Here is a 16,380-nt window from a genome sequence, read left to right on the forward strand (position 1 = left end):
CATTATAAAATGCCAATAAAATAGATATTGTCGAATTTTTTACAGTTTCTGTTTGTAATTCTTAAACAATCCATCCTGATCCATCTTTTAATATGATCTGGAAACCCAATGTTACAGTCGCCGCTGTTATTGAACAAAATGGCAAATATCTGCTGGTAGAAGAAATTCCCAAAGGAACCGAGATAAAACTCAACCAGCCGGCCGGCCATCTGGAGCCTGGTGAATCCATCATACAGGCGTGCTGTCGAGAAGTACTGGAAGAAACCGGCCATACCTTTCAGCCTGAAGTATTAACCGGTATTTATCATTGGACATCGGCCTCGAATGGCATCACCTACCTGCGCTTTACCTTCTCTGGTCAAGTCACTGCTTTTGACCCCAAAAGAAAACTTGATACAGGCATCATACGGACAAGCTGGCTCAACATAGATGAAATCCGTGCAAAACAGGCACTTCATCGCACACCACTGGTAATGCAATGTATTGAAGACTACCTCACCGGGAGAAGCTACCCGCTGAATATCCTGAAGTACTACGGCTGAAAGTCAAGCAGTCAGCTATAAATCCGGCGCGAGGAATCATACATACACGCTGATATAGTAACAAACAGGCTTTCTACACTTTCATCCAGTAAGAACAGAAGCAGGGCATTCTATGGCCATACACAAATCGCTATGCTGCCTGGCTTGTTTTTTGTTATACAATCCGGTGATGGTTTGCGTTCTAACCAAGAAAACCGGGCTGAAATAAAAAACCTGGTCAAAAGGAAATACACTTAAACAGCACCAATATTCGAAATCATAACGTGGAGGAAATATGAAGAAGGTTTTTCGAAACAGATACGTTGCCGGGCTATGCCTTGCAATATCAATGTCTCTAGCATCGTTGCCCGCATCTGCTCAGCTTATGCTCGCACACGAGGGGCACCACGATGATTCGGGGTGTCAAATTGAAAATGGCGATTTTCCTGTTGCGATCAGCATTTATGAAGTTCCGGAGGGAAATATTCCTCCTATGCATTCATATTGCAGCCATGTTCCCAATGCGGGAAAGATCAATATGACAATTGAGCTTTCCGATGCCAAAACACGTGAAGTTCCTATCGCTGTCAGGATGCTTATGGAAGGGCATGAAGGCAGTGAACACGGCGCGCATGAGGTACTGTATATGCCTGCCGAGAAATATTCATCTGGTATTATCGTTATTGCAACCAATCTCGAACAAGTCGGACAGTATAAGGTGCAACTGGAAACAGATGATGGCGCAGGCAATGTCAAAACAGCCGTCAATATCCCGTTGCACATTGGAGAGGGTGGCGGCCACGACCACGGATCCAATTTTGGCATGATAGAACTGATTCTGCTTGCTGGCGTGGGTATAGCAGGTGCTTTCATCTTCCTGCGCAAGAAAGATCCTGCAAAAGCTTAGCTAGGACAGTATCAATCAAATATGAACGCATGCAGCATTGTGTTGCTGAATATAAAGCTGCATGCCTGACATATCTGGATAACCGAAAAAGGAAGTGGGACAAGCTATTCGTAATGAAAAGCATATTCTCAACTACTTTCTGGCCGTAAAAAATCATGACACTCAGTTTAACATCTCCATCATTTTCTCATCAGGGCCTGATTCCGGCGCATCACACCTGTGACGGTGAGGACTCTTCACCGGAGCTTGTCTGGACAGGAGTGCCAGAAAGTACGAAAAGCCTGGTCCTGATTATTGATGACCCGGATGCACCTGATCCGCAGGCGCCTAAAATGACATGGGTACATTGGATTCTTTACAATATTCCAGCCACCATCGATAAATTGCCAGCGCAAGTGCCCTCAGCTGGATTACCCGCTGATACCCTGGAAGGAATCAATGACTGGGGGCGAATCGGCTACGGCGGGCCATGCCCACCAATTGGAACACACCGTTATTTTCATAAGCTATACGCTCTGAATACCATGCTGTCTGACTTGAATCGGCCAACCAAAGCTATTCTGGAACAAGCTATGCAAAGTCACATTATTGCTCAGGCTGAATTAATCGGATGGTATTGCCATCCAAGCAACGCTTGAAATACAAATAGTCAAGTTAAAAGCCAACAAATTGCACCATCTTGTCAATCTTGACTGCTGACTCCGATACTGTTTATCACCCTTGTTAATATGTCTATCAAATCACGTATCCGTACCATCCCGCACTACCCTCGTGAAGGGATTATGTTCCGGGACATTACCACTCTTCTGAAAGATCCAGTTGGATTGCGTACAACTATTGACAAGATTATCGAACGTTACCGGACTGAAAAAATCGACAAAGTTGTCGGAATTGAATCTCGTGGTTTTATCTTTGCCGCACCAGTGGCTTATGCGCTGGGAGCCGGATTTGTTCCCATCCGCAAGCAAGGTAAATTGCCGGCAGAAACCATCAGCTGTGATTATCAACTGGAATATGGTTGCGATAAAATCGAAATCCATGCGGATGCAATCGATAAAGACGACCGTGTGCTAATGATTGACGATCTGATTGCAACAGGTGGAACGATGGAAGCAGCGATCAAGCTGGTTCAGGAGATGGGCGGCAAAATAATCGAGTGCTGTTTTGTGATCGATCTGCCTGGTGTCGGTGGAAGTACACGGTTGCGCCAACAGAACCATCAACTGTATTCTCTGTGCAGTTTTGATGATTGAATCTGTTTGGCAGTATCCTCGTTTCCCTGGATTAAACACGTATACAGACATCTAATTTCTGCTCAAACAGAATCGTTGCAGTGCTAATATTTGCAGCGAACTAGCCGCAATCCTGCCGGTTGAAATTCCCGAAGCAACTTTCAATAACAAATTTTATATCAACCCAGCCTGCTGGCTGCCGTGGAGTCCGTTCACATGTTAGATATCCAGCAATTACGTAGCAACCTGCAAAGTATTACCACTCATCTGGCTCAAAGAGGTTACAACTTTCCTGTATCCGATTTTGAGAGCCTGGAAAGCCAACGCAAATCCATACAAACCCTGACTCAAACATTACAGGCAAAACGTAATTCAGCCTCCAAGCAAATTGGTATCGCCAAACAGCGGGGCGAAGATGTCAGTACGATCATGGCTGAAGTAGCGAATATGGGAGATGCGTTAAAGCAGGCAGAAAATCAGTTCGAATCCATTCAAACCAAACTGCAGCAATTGTTGATGGAAATTCCCAATCTTCCTCATAACAGCGTTCCGACGGGCAAAGATGCAGATAGCAACCTTGAAATACGGCACTGGGGAACGCCCAAGAATTTTGATTTCACAGTCAAGGATCATACCAGCATTGGTGAGCGTCTCGGGTTGATTGATTTCGAAACTGCAGCAAAGCTGAGTGGGGCACGCTTCTGCCTGCTGAAAGGCGGGATGGCGCGGCTGCATCGCGCGCTGGCGCAGTTTATGCTCGATACCCATACGCAAGAAAATGGCTACAACGAAGTCTATGTGCCCTATCTGGTTAATGCGGACTGCTTGCGCGGAACTGGACAGTTACCCAAATTCGAACAGGATCTTTTTTCCGTACAAACCAGCACGCAGGATGAAACAGACAATGTAGATAAAATAGACCCGGCTGGCCTGCACCTCATTCCCACTGCCGAAGTCCCTCTTACCAATATCGTACGCAATACGATTATTCCTCTTGAGCAGCTCCCGCTTAAATTTGTCGCTCATACCCCCTGTTTCCGTTCTGAGGCAGGCAGTTACGGCAAAGATACGCGCGGATTAATCCGCCAGCATCAATTTGACAAGGTCGAACTGGTACAAATCGCCCATCCGGAAAAATCTTACGAAGCATTGGAATCACTGGTAGGTCATGCCGAGAAAATTCTCCAAAAGCTGGATCTACCTTATAGGATCATGCTGTTGTGTACAGGAGATATGGGATTCTCTGCAGCCAAGACTTACGACATTGAAGTATGGCTACCCGCACAACAAACCTACCGGGAGATATCATCATGTAGTAATTGCGAAGCATTCCAGGCACGGCGCATGCAGGCACGCTTCCGCAAGGGGCAGGATAAACCGGAACTACTGCATACACTTAATGGCTCCGGACTGGCAGTGGGACGAACATTGGTGGCCATCCTGGAAAATTATCAGAATGAAGATGGCAGTATCACCATCCCGGAAATCTTGCAGACTTATATGGGCGGCATCAAGCGGATCAGCCTATAATACATACACCATATTCGCCCGTATTAACTACTAGAATGGAGGATTCTGATGCAAAATGATAATCATGATGCCGCCTGTACTGATAAGGATGTTACCCAGCTTGCCGCAGAAGTCAGGAAGGCAATAGAGCAAGGTGGTGATGTGGAAAACGCCGTCAGAAATCTTACACTCAAGGCTATTCACTCCAATGGTCTGGATATCGAATCCCTGAAACAGATAGCAACCGCTGTCATGGAGGGGGCTCAGGCTGGCGCACAGCAGAAAATAACACATGCCACAGGTCAATCTCAAACAGCGCAATCACAAATCACCCAGGCAGTCAGCGGATTGGATAGTGCTTTTGCTCAATTGGCTGGTGCTTCCAAGCTGGCCCTGGAAGAAGCAGCAGGCAAAGCAAAGCAATTCTCCGACAGCGACCTGGCCAAAGCCCGAGCAGATTTGGAAGACCTGGAAGATGTATTTTTGGATACCCTGAAGCACACGGCTTCCGCTGCACAGGGTCTGATTGCTGAAACACTGCAGGATCTGTTAACACATGCACAGCATAATGGCACCGCTGTGGGCAGACAGATCAAAGATACGCTGGCAGTTTTGGCACATCAAGTAGCTTCAGCCGGCCGGGCACAATTTGAAGCGGGCGTAAAACTCACCCAGATGACTGTAGATCTTCTGTACAAAATTTCTACCGGAGTCTTATCTGGCATTACCAGTCAAACTGATCGGGATAATAAATAATCATTTCTCCGATCCAAAAAATCTGTCGTAAATTCTGCCTCTCTTCAACCTGGTAAATAATAACGGTTAACCGGGTTGAGCGAGCTATCCAGCTCGTAACAAAGCGGCTGACCTGTCTTAATTGACAGACGCATCGCCTGTGCGCCTGTCAATCCTTCCAATTGCATAACCAGTGTTCTTAAAAGCCCTTTGTGCGAGACAATCAGCAAACGTTTTCCCTGCCTGATTTCGGGAAGAATCGTTTCCTGCCAGAGGGGCTGCACACGCACTAATGCTTGTTGTATGCTTTCTGTCAGAGGAAGTTGAGAGCGAACAATCGCCGTATAACGCTGCTGGTTCACCGGCGCACGCGGATCACTCGGCATTAATATTGGAGGTTTTGCATCAAAGTGGAGCTGGCTTTTCAGTATCGGCCAGATACCAAATTTACGAATGGCGTCCCAAGGACGCATGCCCTCCAATGCACCGTAATGACGCTCATTCAGCCGCCAGCTATGATGAACCGGAAGATGATCCAGATTCATTTCTGATTGCACAAAAGCAAGTGTATCTCGTGCACGCTTTAACTCCGAACAGAAACAGATATCAAAACTAAAACCTGCCTGCTTGAGCTGCTGGCCTGCTTTTCTTGCCTCCTCTTCACCTTGCAAGCTAAGTGCGATATCAGTCCATCCAGTAAAGTGCCTGTCTTTATTCCAGATACTTTTCCCATGGCGAAGCAATACCAGCCGGGTTAATTCTTCTGTTTTGTTCACAAACGATTATAGATTTTTAGAGACAGGAAAATTACAGAAATATTAAACATCAACCTTGCACATTATTTTTTCTTTGCTGCCGCAGCGGTAGATTCTTGCCAGATTTGCTTCAATGCAGGCCACAACCCACTACGATTGGTTTGTAAAATCAATTTGTTATCGCCAAATTTCTGTGTAATTCGCCTTTGTGCCTTGCCGAGATTGTGGTAGGGCATACTCATGAAAAGATGATGTGTAGCATGGTAACGCAACCCGACCGGCGCCCATAATCCGGTCATAGAATTACCGGGAACATTGATGGAATCAAGATACTGCTCAACCAGTGTCAGATGATAATCACCCTGATGACGATACGCATGGGCAGCCAGGGTACGCAGTGAATTCAGGATAAAAATTGCGACAGCAACCACATACCAGAGCACCAATACCTGCCAGGATAACTTCCCCAATATCACACTGACTACGACAGTCACTGCAAACAAAAACGTTGCCAGCTCCTGCAGCTGCCAATTATGATCGTTACGTACAGCATCTTCCCGACGGATATAAGCTGGATTAATTGTCAGCGAAGAAGCACGCTCCCAGACAATTTTCCGCAAGGGTGGAATCAGATACGAGATTGGAGTCAGTAACAAAAACCGCACCACCAGCAGTAGCGGCAAAATCAATGAAAGTAGTACATAACCTACTAACCCTGCCGGATGTTGAGTGGCAAATGGAAGATATTCCCCATCCTCAGAAGTACCATAGATGGTCGGTTTATGATGATCGTAATGCACGCCATCATAGGTGAAAGATGGGATCATGAATGGGATGCCACACGTCAGATTCCATACCAGTCGGAATACCCGGAACGTTCCACGCTCAAGATGAGCAAGCTCATGGATAAAAATTGCAGCACGATAAAAGGCAAATATCGCTACCCAACAAGAAAGTATTTGCCAGATGGAAAACCATGGCATATAGAATACTGTCGCAAAAGCTGCCCAGCCCAGCATGATATGAAACAGAAAATCTGACCAGTAAATTCCAGGATCAGGCGTCATCAGGTCACGCACCAATGCACGCGCCTCATATAAGGGAAAATTGGCTTGTATCGTATTATTGCTATCAGCAGCCATGAGGAAAAATATTCTTCAAATTCACTCCCAGCTAGAAATCAGATGTTTGATTATCTGTTGATTTATATCTAGATCGGTTCCATTAATTTTGCTGAAATCAGGCACACCAGGCCAACCAGCATCAAAAAAAGTTTTACCGGCAAATTCTCTGGCTTGTGCATAACGAGGAATAACGTGAAAATGGACATCAGGGTCAACCATCATCAACATCAGATAATTCAATTTGTCATACTGAAAGGCTTCTTTTAAAGCAGCGTCAATCTTGCCAGTCACAATTTGTAGTTCAGCAAAACTGGCGCTGCTCAATGCAGAAAAACTTTGCACCGGCTCATGCGCAATCAAAACCAAAGCTCCCAGGGTCAATTGGGCTGGACGCAACAGCACGCTCCAATATTGAAACTGGTAAATGACTGTATCTGGCGCACCAAACTTCTGCATGGTGTCGTTAAATATTTCCATACTCACTATCTTTTCTCCAGATCAGCCTGGTGCCTGCAGAAACTGATCAGATTGCGATTGATCTGCAGCAGCAATTTCCTCGCAAAGAAAGTAGTTTCCCGCCCTCTGCAAATCCTGAATAAAGTCAATTTCACACCAGTAATTACCAACAACCGAGTGGCTGCTCACCATACCTTGTTTAGCTAACGTACTGATAATAGCCAGATACCATGATCCAAGTGTTTCCGGTTCACGTAATGCCTGCTCCACCGCATTACGGAAAAGCTGCGCACCTTGCCTACTGAAACGAATCAGTCCAATTGATTCTGCATTGGTTTCCTCTACAGGGAGTTTCTTGCTGACTTGTTTCACTTGACCTGCCAGGTCAAGTTGAACCTTCATGTCATCGTCATCAAATTTTTCTTTAAAATCAATACACAAAGTAATTGGTGCTATTTGTGCATGTAACACGCCTGACAGCAAATTATCTTCCAGCAGCGTATCACCATTCAGTAATAGAAATCCGGTATTCATCTCTTCGCGTGCAATCCAGCAGCTAGCCAGATTATCCGCTACTTCGTAGAAAGGATTAAATACAACCCGAATATTAGAATGATCCGGATAGCGTTCGGCTAACAGCATTTCCACCTTGCCAATTTGGAAGCCGGCGACAATCACGATCTCCTGGATACCATTGGCCAGCAAGGTATCAATCTGCCAAACAATCACCGGTTTGCCTGAAACTGGCAACAAGCATTTAGGAGTATCTTCGGTCAAAGGTAACAATCGCCTACCTTGCCCGGCACTCAGAATAATCGCCTTAGCCGGAAAATCATCAATTTGATCAGTCATTTTTATATCCGGCTTTATTCAATTATGGATCCTTTCGATATATTCATACATCCAGCAATACGCTCATTTTCCTCAATTCATCCGCGATATGCCTGACAGCAGAAAGAAAAGCGTCAACTTCTTCAATTGTATTATCCGGCCCCAGACTTATCCTTACCGCACATCGCGCCAGAATAGTTGGCACATTCATGGCTTCCAGCACATGACTTTTACCTGGGACAGCGCTGGAACAGGCAGCGCCACTGGCAACTGCAAATCCTCTTTTATCCAGGCGAACAACCAAGGTATCACCTTCGATATCTGGCAATGCAAAATAACAGGTATTAGGCAAGCGAGAAGCATCCAATCCAAATACCACAGCACCCATCGCCAGCAAACCATGCTCCAAATGATCACGCAACTTCACCATGTGTGCCATTGATTCAGTTAGCCTGGATATGGCAAGTTCACAAGCAGCACCAAATCCTACAATAGCCGGTACATTTTCGGTACCGGAGCGCAGCCCATCTTCATGACCACCTCCGTAAATGAGCGGTCTAAGTGGTAAACGTGGATCAATAATCAGCGCTGCGGCTCCCTTGGGCCCATAAATTTTATGTGCAGACAGTGTCATGGCATGTATGCCAAGCTCATCAAAATTTACCGGAACTTTACCAAATGCTTGCACTGCATCGGTATGTATCCAAGCACCCTGCGCCTTTGCAGCCTCAGCAATGGAAGTAATGTCCTGAATCACACCAGTCTCATTATTTGCCAACATTACTGAAACCATGGCTGATTTTTCTGAAACCAGCATCTCCGTTGCTTCATCTGCTTTTACCTGTCCTGCCGCATTCACTGTCAGATAATGTAGTTGCCATTTCTCACCGTTTTTTCTTGTCAGTGCCTGCGCGGTACGCATGACGCATGGATGCTCAATTGCACTCACAATCAGCGCAGAAGGCTTCAGGCTATCTGCCACACCGCGAATAAACAAGTTATTTGCCTCAGAACCACCACTGGTAAAAATGACCTGCGCAGGCCGGGCTCCTATCGCCTGAGCCACCTGTTCGCGCGCCCGATCAATCGCCCGGCGTGCAACTAATCCAAGGGAATGACTACTGGACGCATTACCATAATGCTCACGGAAGTAAGGCAACATCGCTTCCAGTACCGCATCATCCACTTTGGTAGTGGCATTATGATCAAAATAAACTTGAGTCATGAGATGTACGAGTCGATTAGTACACCAGATAATGTATATCTGGTGTACTCCCCATATAGAAAACGATAAAGAATGAGTATAGTCAAATTCGCGGACTACGGATACGATCTTTCAAATATCTGCTTCAAATTGACTGGCAACAGATAAATCACTAATACTTGGTTCGAGTGCAGAATGATGAATTTGAAATGCCTATTTCCTAAAAACAGGATATACGAGAGTAATCTTATTTACAGCCTCAGATCCGATTCCTGTGGATTAAGTACATACTTAAGATCATATAGAACAGCATTGGGTTTACCCAGTGCGCGGATAGAGGAAGCTCCCATATCCTTGAACTGCCGATGTGCCACAGCCAAGATAATGGCATCATAATTGCCGGATTCAGGTGCTTCAATAGGCGTGATGCTGTATTCATGCTGCGCCTCTTCAGAAGATAACCATGGATCGTATACATCCACCATGCAGTTATAGTCCTTGAGTTCGGTCACAATATCCACTACCCGGGTATTACGCAAATCTGGGCAGTTTTCCTTGAAAGTAAGCCCCATGACCAATACCTTGGCACCATCTACCTGAAGACGTTTTTTGGTCATGGCTTTAACCAGCTGGGCAACAACATAGGCGCCCATGCTGTCATTCAGCCGCCGCCCGGCAAGAATAATTTCCGGATGATAGCCAATCGCCTGTGCTTTATGTGTCAGGTAATACGGATCCACCCCAATACAATGCCCGCCCACCAGACCGGGGCGAAACGGCAGAAAATTCCACTTGCTGCCCGCTGCTTTGAGTACGGCTTCAGTATCAATATTCATTTTGTTGAAAATCAATGCCAGCTCGTTGATAAGAGCAATATTCAGATCACGCTGGGTGTTTTCGATCACCTTGGCAGCTTCAGCCACCTTGATGCTTTCCGCTTTGTGTGTGCCTACAGTAATAATTTCGTTGTACAGGCTATCTACCAGATCAGCAATTTCTGGAGTAGAGCCCGAGGTAACTTTTTTGATAGTAGTGACACGATGTTCCTTGTCGCCCGGGTTGATGCGCTCGGGACTGTAGCCACAGTAGAAATCCCGGTTGAATTCCAGGCCAGAAACACGCTCCAGCACAGGCACACAATCTTCTTCAGTACAACCGGGATAGACAGTGGATTCGTAAATGACAATATCGCCTTTTTTCAATACCTTGCCGATAGTCTCGCTGGCTTTGACAAGTGGCGTAAGATCAGGGCGCTTGTGATCATCGATTGGTGTGGGAACAGTAATAATGTAGCAATTGCAGGCGCGCAAATCGTCGATATTCGTGGTAAATGTCAAATACTTTGCCGCAGCCAGTTCTTCCTGCGTGACTTCCAGTGTAAAATCACTGCCATTTTTAAGCTCATTAATACGCTGTTGGTTGATATCGAACCCGGTCACAGGACGCTTGCGACCAAACTCAGCAGCCAGTGGAAGACCGACATATCCAAGCCCGATAATGGCAAGTTTGATATCCTGGAGTTGCATGTTGTCTCCTACAAATTGAAGTAATTGCGATACCACGTCACAAAGTTGGCTATTCCCTGTTCGACAGACGTGGTGGGCTTATAATTGAATTGTTTGACGAGATCGGAGACGTCGGCATAAGTGTCCGGTACGTCACCTGGTTGTAAGGGCAGCATTTCCATTTCGGCCTTTTTACCAAGCGCTTTTTCCAGCGTAGCAATATAGTCCATCAGCTCCACCGGGCTGTTATTACCAATGTTGTAAACACGCCAGGGCGCCATGCTGGTGCCTGCGTCCGGATTTACCCCGCTCCAGGCCGGGTCAGGCCGAGTGGGTTGATCCAGTACACGGATTACCCCCCCCACAATGTCATCTACATAAGTAAAATCTCGGCGATGTTTGCCATAATTAAATACTGGAATCTTTTCTCCGGCAAGAATAGCCTTGGTGAATTTGAACAATGCCATATCCGGCCGTCCCCAAGGGCCATATACAGTAAAAAAACGCAGGCCAGCAGTCGATAAATTGTATAAATGGCTGTAAGTATGTGCCATTAGTTCATTAGATTTTTTGCTGGCTGCATAGAGACTGAGCGGGTGATCAACGTTGTGATGCACCGAAAACGGCATCATCGTATTGGCACCATACACGCTGGAGCTACTGGCATACACCAGATGTTCGACACCGTTATGACGACAACCTTCAAGAATGTGGGCAAAACCAACGATATTACTGTCAATATAGGCCAATGGATTTTCGATGGAATAGCGCACCCCAGCCTGAGCAGCCAGATTCACCACTCGTTGCGGTTTATGCATTTCAAAACAGGTATTGATCCCTTTGCGATCTGCCAAGTCAAGACGCAAATGGGTGTAGGCAGGGTGATCCGCAAACCGGGCAAGACGATCTTCCTTAATCTGTGGATCGTAATAATCATTGTGATTATCGATACCGATAACGGTGTCACCACGTTCAAGCAGCCGCAGCGCCAGTGCAGATCCAATAAAACCGGCTGAACCAGTAATAAGTACCTTCAATTAATTACTCCTGAATAGATCACGTGTATAAATCTTGTCGGCACATCCGCTAATGTATCAATCTACTCATGTAGTATTAGTTTCGACAATGGCCATGAACAGGTTCTCTGACACAGCGCAATTTGGCCAACAAGTTCTTGGTATCAGCAGCTAATTGCCTTGGACTCGGCACTGCCAGTAAATAGTAGAAGCTATCTTATTTGATGGTGCCCTACCTTCACGTAAAAATTCAGGAGAAAAATCAGGTTATATACCCAATACCTTACGTATTTTAGCAGTATAATCAACCGGATGATGAATTTAGTCACAATCACTGCTCACAGATTGATGACTATAACATCGCGAACGATTACCTTAATAAAGCTCGCGTTGAAGTAATTTACGTCAGGAAGTTTGTCGGCGCAGTGATAATGACAGACTTAAGGTAACAACTTCATCATGCTGTGCCAGCAACACTAAATCCGATTCCTGCAACTGCAATTTTCATAGGTCAGTCAGTTCATTTCTCTAATCAGTGCGTGTTGTTTTCAACATATCACCCTTATATTCGCATTTTTAATATGCAACACAAACTCAGATATCACAGCTCAAATTTTTATTATGGGTACAGAACAAATTTCAAACTAGCACTACAGCCTAAGATTATCACTACTTCTCATTCGTTTAAATAGAAGGTTAGGCTAAAAAACGAAGCTTTCTCACAGTTTACAAAGTTTTACAAATAAGAAAAGAATCCACCAGACAGGTGATTAATGAAAATAATACAATCATCATACGAGATAATGAATATAGAGAATAAGTCGCTCGATCTGCTCATCAAGAGCACTCAAACATCTTTGCTAACTTATTCCCACTTTCAATAGAGATAGGAATCATACAATAACATTAGCATTAAAAATGAAATTAAATGATACCACAAAGATTAGTAGATAGGATGTGTAAATAAACAGGTGTAGAGATACTGCGAAGATATTCACTAATAATATTTAAATATTAGCCATACAGAATTTAAAATTAATTAGAGTGTTTTAAAATAATATTTCAAAACACTCTATTAATAGGAAGCTTGGCGGTGACCTACTTTCACATGTGAAAACATACTATCATCGGCGCTGCTTCGTTTCACTTCTCTGTTCGGGATGGGAAAAGGTGGGTCCAAAGCGCTATGGCCGCCAAGCATAAACGGTAGAATTGGGCAATAATAACTATTAATCAGTTATTAAATACAACTTAATTTTCAAGATTATAGGATCAAGCCTCACGGTCAATTAGTATCGATTAGCTCAACACATTACTGTGCTTCCACATTCGACCTATCAACGTTGTAGTCTCCAACGAACCTTTAGGGGAGTTATACTCCCGGGAAATCTAATCTCGTGGCAAGTTTCCCGCTTAGATGCTTTCAGCGGTTATCTCTTCCGCACTTAGCTACCCGGCGATACGACTGGCGTCATAACCGGTACACCAGAGGTGCGTCCACTCCGGTCCTCTCGTACTAGGAGCAGCCCCACTCAAATTTCCAACGCCCACGGCAGATAGGGACCAAACTGTCTCACGACGTTTTAAACCCAGCTCACGTACCACTTTAAATGGCGAACAGCCATACCCTTGGGACCGACTACAGCCCCAGGATGTGATGAGCCGACATCGAGGTGCCAAACTCCCCCGTCGATATGAACTCTTGGGAGGAATCAGCCTGTTATCCCCGGCGTACCTTTTATCCGTTGAGCGATGGCCCTTCCATACAGAACCACCGGATCACTATGACCTGCTTTCGCATCTGCTCGACTTGTCAGTCTCGCAGTTAAGCACGCTTATGCCATTGCACTATCAGCACGATTTCCGACCGTACCTAGCGTACCTTCGCACTCCTCCGTTACTCTTTGGGAGGAGACCGCCCCAGTCAAACTGCCTACCATACACGGTCCTCGATCCAGATTATGGACCTGAGTTAGAATTCCGACCATTCCAGGGTGGTATTTCAAGGTTGGCTCCACATACTCTAGCGAGCATGTATCACAGCCTCCCACCTATCCTACACAAGAATAATCAAAATCCAATGTAAAGCTACAGTAAAGGTGCACGGGGTCTTTCCGTCTAGCCGCGGGTAGATTGCATCTTCACAACCATTTCAACTTCGCTGAGTCTCAGGAGGAGACAGTGTGGCCATCGTTACGCCATTCGTGCAGGTCGGAACTTACCCGACAAGGAATTTCGCTACCTTAGGACCGTTATAGTTACGGCCGCCGTTTACCGGGGCTTCGATCAAGAGCTTGCACCCCATCACTTAACCTTCCGGCACCGGGCAGGCGTCACACTCTATACGTCCACTTTCGTGTTTGCAGAGTGCTGTGTTTTTATTAAACAGTCGCAGCCACCATTTTATTGCAACCTCTTTCTGCTCTATACGCGAAGTACTTCACATACTCAAGGCACACCTTCTCCCGAAGTTACGGTGTCAATTTGCCGAGTTCCTTCTCCTGAGTTCTCTCAAGCGCCTTAGAATTCTCATCCTTCCCACCTGTGTCGGTTTACGGTACGGTCTTTATTTAACTGAAGCTTAGCGGCTTTTCCTGGAAGCATGGCATTACTTACTTGGCTTCCCTAAGGAAGTTTCGTTATCACATCTCAACTTAGCCATCCGGATTTTCCTAAATAGCATGTCTACCTGTTTCAACCGGGACATCCAACACCCGGCTAAGCTAGCCTTCTTCGTCCCCGCATCGCATTAAATAAAGGTACTGGAATATTAACCAGTTTCCCATCAGTTACGCATCTCTGCCTCACCTTAGGAGCCGACTAACCCTGCGCCGATGAACGTTGCACAGGAAACCTTGGGTTTTCGGCGAGGAAGCTTTTCACTTCCTTTATCGCTACTCATGTCAGCATTCGCACTTCCGATACCTCCAGCAATTTTCACAAATCACCTTCACAGGCCTACGGAACGCTCTCCTACCACTTGCAACTAATTGCAAGTCCTTAGCTTCGGTGCACAGTTTAGCCCCGTTACATCTTCCGCGCAGGACGACTCGATCAGTGAGCTATTACGCTTTCTTTAAAGGATGGCTGCTTCTAAGCCAACTTCCTGACTGTCTATGCCTTCCCACTTCGTTTACCACTTAACTGTATCTTTGGGACCTTAGCTGAAGGTCTGGGTTGTTTCCCTTTCGACACCGAACGTTAGCACCCGATGTCTGTCTCCCATACTTGCATTTTTTGGTATTCGGAGTTTGCAATGGTTTGGTAAGTCTTGACGACCCCCTAGCCATAACAGTGCTCTACCCCCAAAAATGATATATGAGGCACTACCTAAATAGTTTTCGGAGAGAACCAGCTATTTCCAGATTTGTTTAGCCTTTCACCCCTACCCACAGCTCATCCCCTAATTTTTCAACATTAGTGGGTTCGGACCTCCACGAAGCATTACCCTCGCTTCATCCTGGCCATGGGTAGATCATCTGGTTTCGGGTCTACACCCAGCAACTTATCGCCCTATTAAGACTCGTTTTCACTACGCCTCCCCTATCGGTTAAGCTTGCTACTGAATGTAAGTCGCTGACCCATTATACAAAAGGTACGCAGTCACCCCTTGCGAGGCTCCTACTGTTTGTATGCATGCGGTTTCAGGATCTATTTCACTCCCCTCCCGGGGTTCTTTTCGCCTTTCCCTCACGGTACTGGTTCACTATCGGTCGATTACGAGTATTTAGCCTTAGAGGATGGTCCCCCTATATTCAGACAGGGTTTCACGTGCCCCGCCCTACTTTATGTAACCCTAGTTCCATATTTGAATTTTTATCTACGGGACTATCACCCACTATGGTTTAACTTTCCAAATAATTCGATTAATTCAAATACTAAATATTACCGGCTACTCCCATTTCGCTCGCCGCTACTCTGGGAATCTCTTTTGATTTCTTTTCCTCTGGCTACTTAGATGTTTCAGTTCACCAGGTTAGCCATCATCTCCCTATATATTCAGGAGAGATTACCCTTGCGGGTGGGTTTCCCCATTCGGACATCTTCGGATCAAAGCTTATTGCCAGCTCCCCGAAGCTTTTCGCAGGCTTCCACGTCCTTCATCGCCTGTAATCGCCAAGGCATCCACCACATGCACTTATTTGCTTGATCCTATAATCTTGAAAACTCATTACTACCCTTATAAAGGCCAGTATTTTGCCATCATATTATAGTTACTTTAATTATGCCTTAAGCACAATCTTACCCAATTTTTATTTTTAAAGAACAATAAATAAATCAAATTTTATTTTTAATGGTGGAGGTGAACGGGATCGAACCGATGACCCCCTGCTTGCAAAGCAGGTGCTCTCCCAGCTGAGCTACACCCCCTATGGTGGGTCTGGGTGGACTTGAACCACCGACCCCACGCTTATCAAGCGTGTGCTCTAACCAACTGAGCTACAGACCCTTACGAGTCCAAGTTTAACCCCACACCTCAAACCCAAATTTGTATTTATTTATCCAAACAACCAATAAGTGTGAACACTTGACAATAATTTATGAAAGGAGGTGATCCAGCCGCAGGTTCCCCTACGGCTACCTT

At 45.6% G+C, this 16,380-nt stretch carries 13 protein-coding genes, 2 tRNA genes and 3 rRNA genes (1 of these 18 running past the window's edge); 6 read left to right on the plus strand and 12 right to left on the minus strand.

Annotated elements, in window-relative coordinates:
- The first annotated feature begins 92 nt into the window (after positions 1–92).
- The 6 genes from BM331_RS08170 to BM331_RS08195 all read left to right on the plus strand — a co-directional run bounded on the left by BM331_RS08170 (position 93) and on the right by BM331_RS08195 (position 4,925).
- Positions 93–542 carry an NUDIX hydrolase gene (locus BM331_RS08170; RefSeq protein WP_074928751.1) on the plus strand — a complete coding sequence of 150 codons (450 nt, stop codon included), beginning with the start codon at positions 93–95 and terminating at the stop codon, positions 540–542.
- 328 nt (positions 543–870) lie between these two features.
- Positions 871–1,428, plus strand: a complete 558-nt coding sequence (locus BM331_RS08175) for a hypothetical protein (RefSeq protein ID WP_256214860.1) — start codon at positions 871–873, stop codon at positions 1,426–1,428.
- Between the two features lie 155 nt (positions 1,429–1,583).
- Positions 1,584–2,066 carry a YbhB/YbcL family Raf kinase inhibitor-like protein gene (locus tag BM331_RS08180; RefSeq protein WP_074928754.1) on the plus strand — a complete coding sequence of 161 codons (483 nt, stop codon included), beginning with the start codon at positions 1,584–1,586 and terminating at the stop codon, positions 2,064–2,066.
- A 90-nt stretch (positions 2,067–2,156) separates the two neighbouring features.
- Positions 2,157–2,681 carry an adenine phosphoribosyltransferase gene (locus tag BM331_RS08185; RefSeq protein ID WP_074928756.1) on the plus strand — a complete coding sequence of 175 codons (525 nt, stop codon included), beginning with the start codon at positions 2,157–2,159 and terminating at the stop codon, positions 2,679–2,681.
- Positions 2,682–2,876: 195 nt separating this feature from the next.
- Positions 2,877–4,190, plus strand: a complete 1,314-nt coding sequence (gene serS / locus BM331_RS08190; protein WP_074928757.1) for a serine--tRNA ligase — start codon at positions 2,877–2,879, stop codon at positions 4,188–4,190.
- A 48-nt stretch (positions 4,191–4,238) separates the two neighbouring features.
- Positions 4,239–4,925 (plus strand): DUF6781 family protein, encoded by a 687-nt coding sequence (locus BM331_RS08195; protein WP_074928759.1) that lies wholly within the window; start codon positions 4,239–4,241, stop codon positions 4,923–4,925.
- Positions 4,926–4,969: 44 nt separating this feature from the next.
- Here BM331_RS08195 and BM331_RS08200 read toward each other — a convergent pair whose 3' ends face one another.
- The 12 genes from BM331_RS08200 to BM331_RS08255 form a co-directional block, all read right to left on the minus strand.
- Positions 4,970–5,680: a 2,3-bisphosphoglycerate-dependent phosphoglycerate mutase gene (locus BM331_RS08200; protein ID WP_074928760.1), complete on the minus strand. Its 711-nt coding sequence runs from the start codon at positions 5,678–5,680 to the stop codon at positions 4,970–4,972.
- A gap of 62 nt (positions 5,681–5,742) precedes the next feature.
- Positions 5,743–6,801, minus strand: a complete 1,059-nt coding sequence (locus BM331_RS08205; RefSeq protein ID WP_074928762.1) for a fatty acid desaturase family protein — start codon at positions 6,799–6,801, stop codon at positions 5,743–5,745.
- Positions 6,802–6,822: 21 nt separating this feature from the next.
- Entirely contained in the window at positions 6,823–7,260 is a 438-nt protein-coding gene (locus BM331_RS08210; protein ID WP_074928765.1) for an HIT domain-containing protein, read from the minus strand.
- 21 nt (positions 7,261–7,281) lie between these two features.
- Positions 7,282–8,091, minus strand: a complete 810-nt coding sequence (locus BM331_RS08215) for a phosphocholine cytidylyltransferase family protein (protein ID WP_074928767.1) — start codon at positions 8,089–8,091, stop codon at positions 7,282–7,284.
- Positions 8,092–8,134: 43 nt separating this feature from the next.
- Positions 8,135–9,295 (minus strand): cysteine desulfurase family protein, encoded by a 1,161-nt coding sequence (locus BM331_RS08220; RefSeq protein WP_074928768.1) that lies wholly within the window; start codon positions 9,293–9,295, stop codon positions 8,135–8,137.
- A gap of 230 nt (positions 9,296–9,525) precedes the next feature.
- On the minus strand, positions 9,526–10,800 hold the full coding sequence (gene tviB, locus BM331_RS08225; protein ID WP_074928770.1) for a Vi polysaccharide biosynthesis UDP-N-acetylglucosamine C-6 dehydrogenase TviB: 1,275 nt from the start codon (positions 10,798–10,800) through the stop codon (positions 9,526–9,528).
- A gap of 8 nt (positions 10,801–10,808) precedes the next feature.
- The gene (locus BM331_RS08230; protein WP_074928772.1) at positions 10,809–11,816 is read right to left on the minus strand and encodes an NAD-dependent epimerase; all 1,008 of its coding nucleotides are present in this window, start codon (positions 11,814–11,816) and stop codon (positions 10,809–10,811) included.
- A gap of 1,064 nt (positions 11,817–12,880) precedes the next feature.
- Positions 12,881–12,993, minus strand: a 5S ribosomal RNA gene (gene rrf, locus BM331_RS08235).
- A 70-nt stretch (positions 12,994–13,063) separates the two neighbouring features.
- Positions 13,064–15,947, minus strand: a 23S ribosomal RNA gene (locus BM331_RS08240).
- 143 nt (positions 15,948–16,090) lie between these two features.
- Positions 16,091–16,166: transfer RNA gene (locus BM331_RS08245), tRNA-Ala, on the minus strand.
- 2 nt (positions 16,167–16,168) lie between these two features.
- Positions 16,169–16,245, minus strand: a tRNA-Ile gene (locus BM331_RS08250).
- 94 nt (positions 16,246–16,339) lie between these two features.
- Positions 16,340–16,380, minus strand: a 16S ribosomal RNA gene (locus tag BM331_RS08255); it runs 1,496 nt beyond the window's last position.
- The 16S, 23S and 5S rRNA genes sit together here with 2 tRNA genes alongside, the layout of an rRNA operon.

Origin of the sequence: Nitrosomonas eutropha (assembly GCF_900116685.1) — a bacterium.
Classification (GTDB): Bacteria; Pseudomonadota; Gammaproteobacteria; order Burkholderiales; family Nitrosomonadaceae; genus Nitrosomonas; species Nitrosomonas eutropha_A.

Excerpts from the sequence above, each read along its gene's own strand:
- BM331_RS08170 (WP_074928751.1), top strand. The coding sequence starts at position 93 with ATGATCTGGAAACCCAATGTTACAGTCGCCGCTGTTATTGAACAAAAT.
- BM331_RS08175 (WP_256214860.1), top strand. The coding sequence starts at position 871 with ATGTCTCTAGCATCGTTGCCCGCATCTGCTCAGCTTATGCTCGCACAC.
- BM331_RS08180 (WP_074928754.1), top strand. The coding sequence starts at position 1,584 with ATGACACTCAGTTTAACATCTCCATCATTTTCTCATCAGGGCCTGATT.
- BM331_RS08185 (WP_074928756.1), top strand. The coding sequence starts at position 2,157 with ATGTCTATCAAATCACGTATCCGTACCATCCCGCACTACCCTCGTGAA.
- serS (WP_074928757.1), top strand. The coding sequence starts at position 2,877 with ATGTTAGATATCCAGCAATTACGTAGCAACCTGCAAAGTATTACCACT.
- BM331_RS08195 (WP_074928759.1), top strand. The coding sequence starts at position 4,239 with ATGCAAAATGATAATCATGATGCCGCCTGTACTGATAAGGATGTTACC.
- BM331_RS08205 (WP_074928762.1), bottom strand. The coding sequence starts at position 6,801 with ATGGCTGCTGATAGCAATAATACGATACAAGCCAATTTTCCCTTATAT.
- BM331_RS08210 (WP_074928765.1), bottom strand. The coding sequence starts at position 7,260 with ATGGAAATATTTAACGACACCATGCAGAAGTTTGGTGCGCCAGATACA.
- BM331_RS08215 (WP_074928767.1), bottom strand. The coding sequence starts at position 8,091 with ATGACTGATCAAATTGATGATTTTCCGGCTAAGGCGATTATTCTGAGT.
- BM331_RS08220 (WP_074928768.1), bottom strand. The coding sequence starts at position 9,295 with ATGACTCAAGTTTATTTTGATCATAATGCCACTACCAAAGTGGATGAT.
- tviB (WP_074928770.1), bottom strand. The coding sequence starts at position 10,800 with ATGCAACTCCAGGATATCAAACTTGCCATTATCGGGCTTGGATATGTC.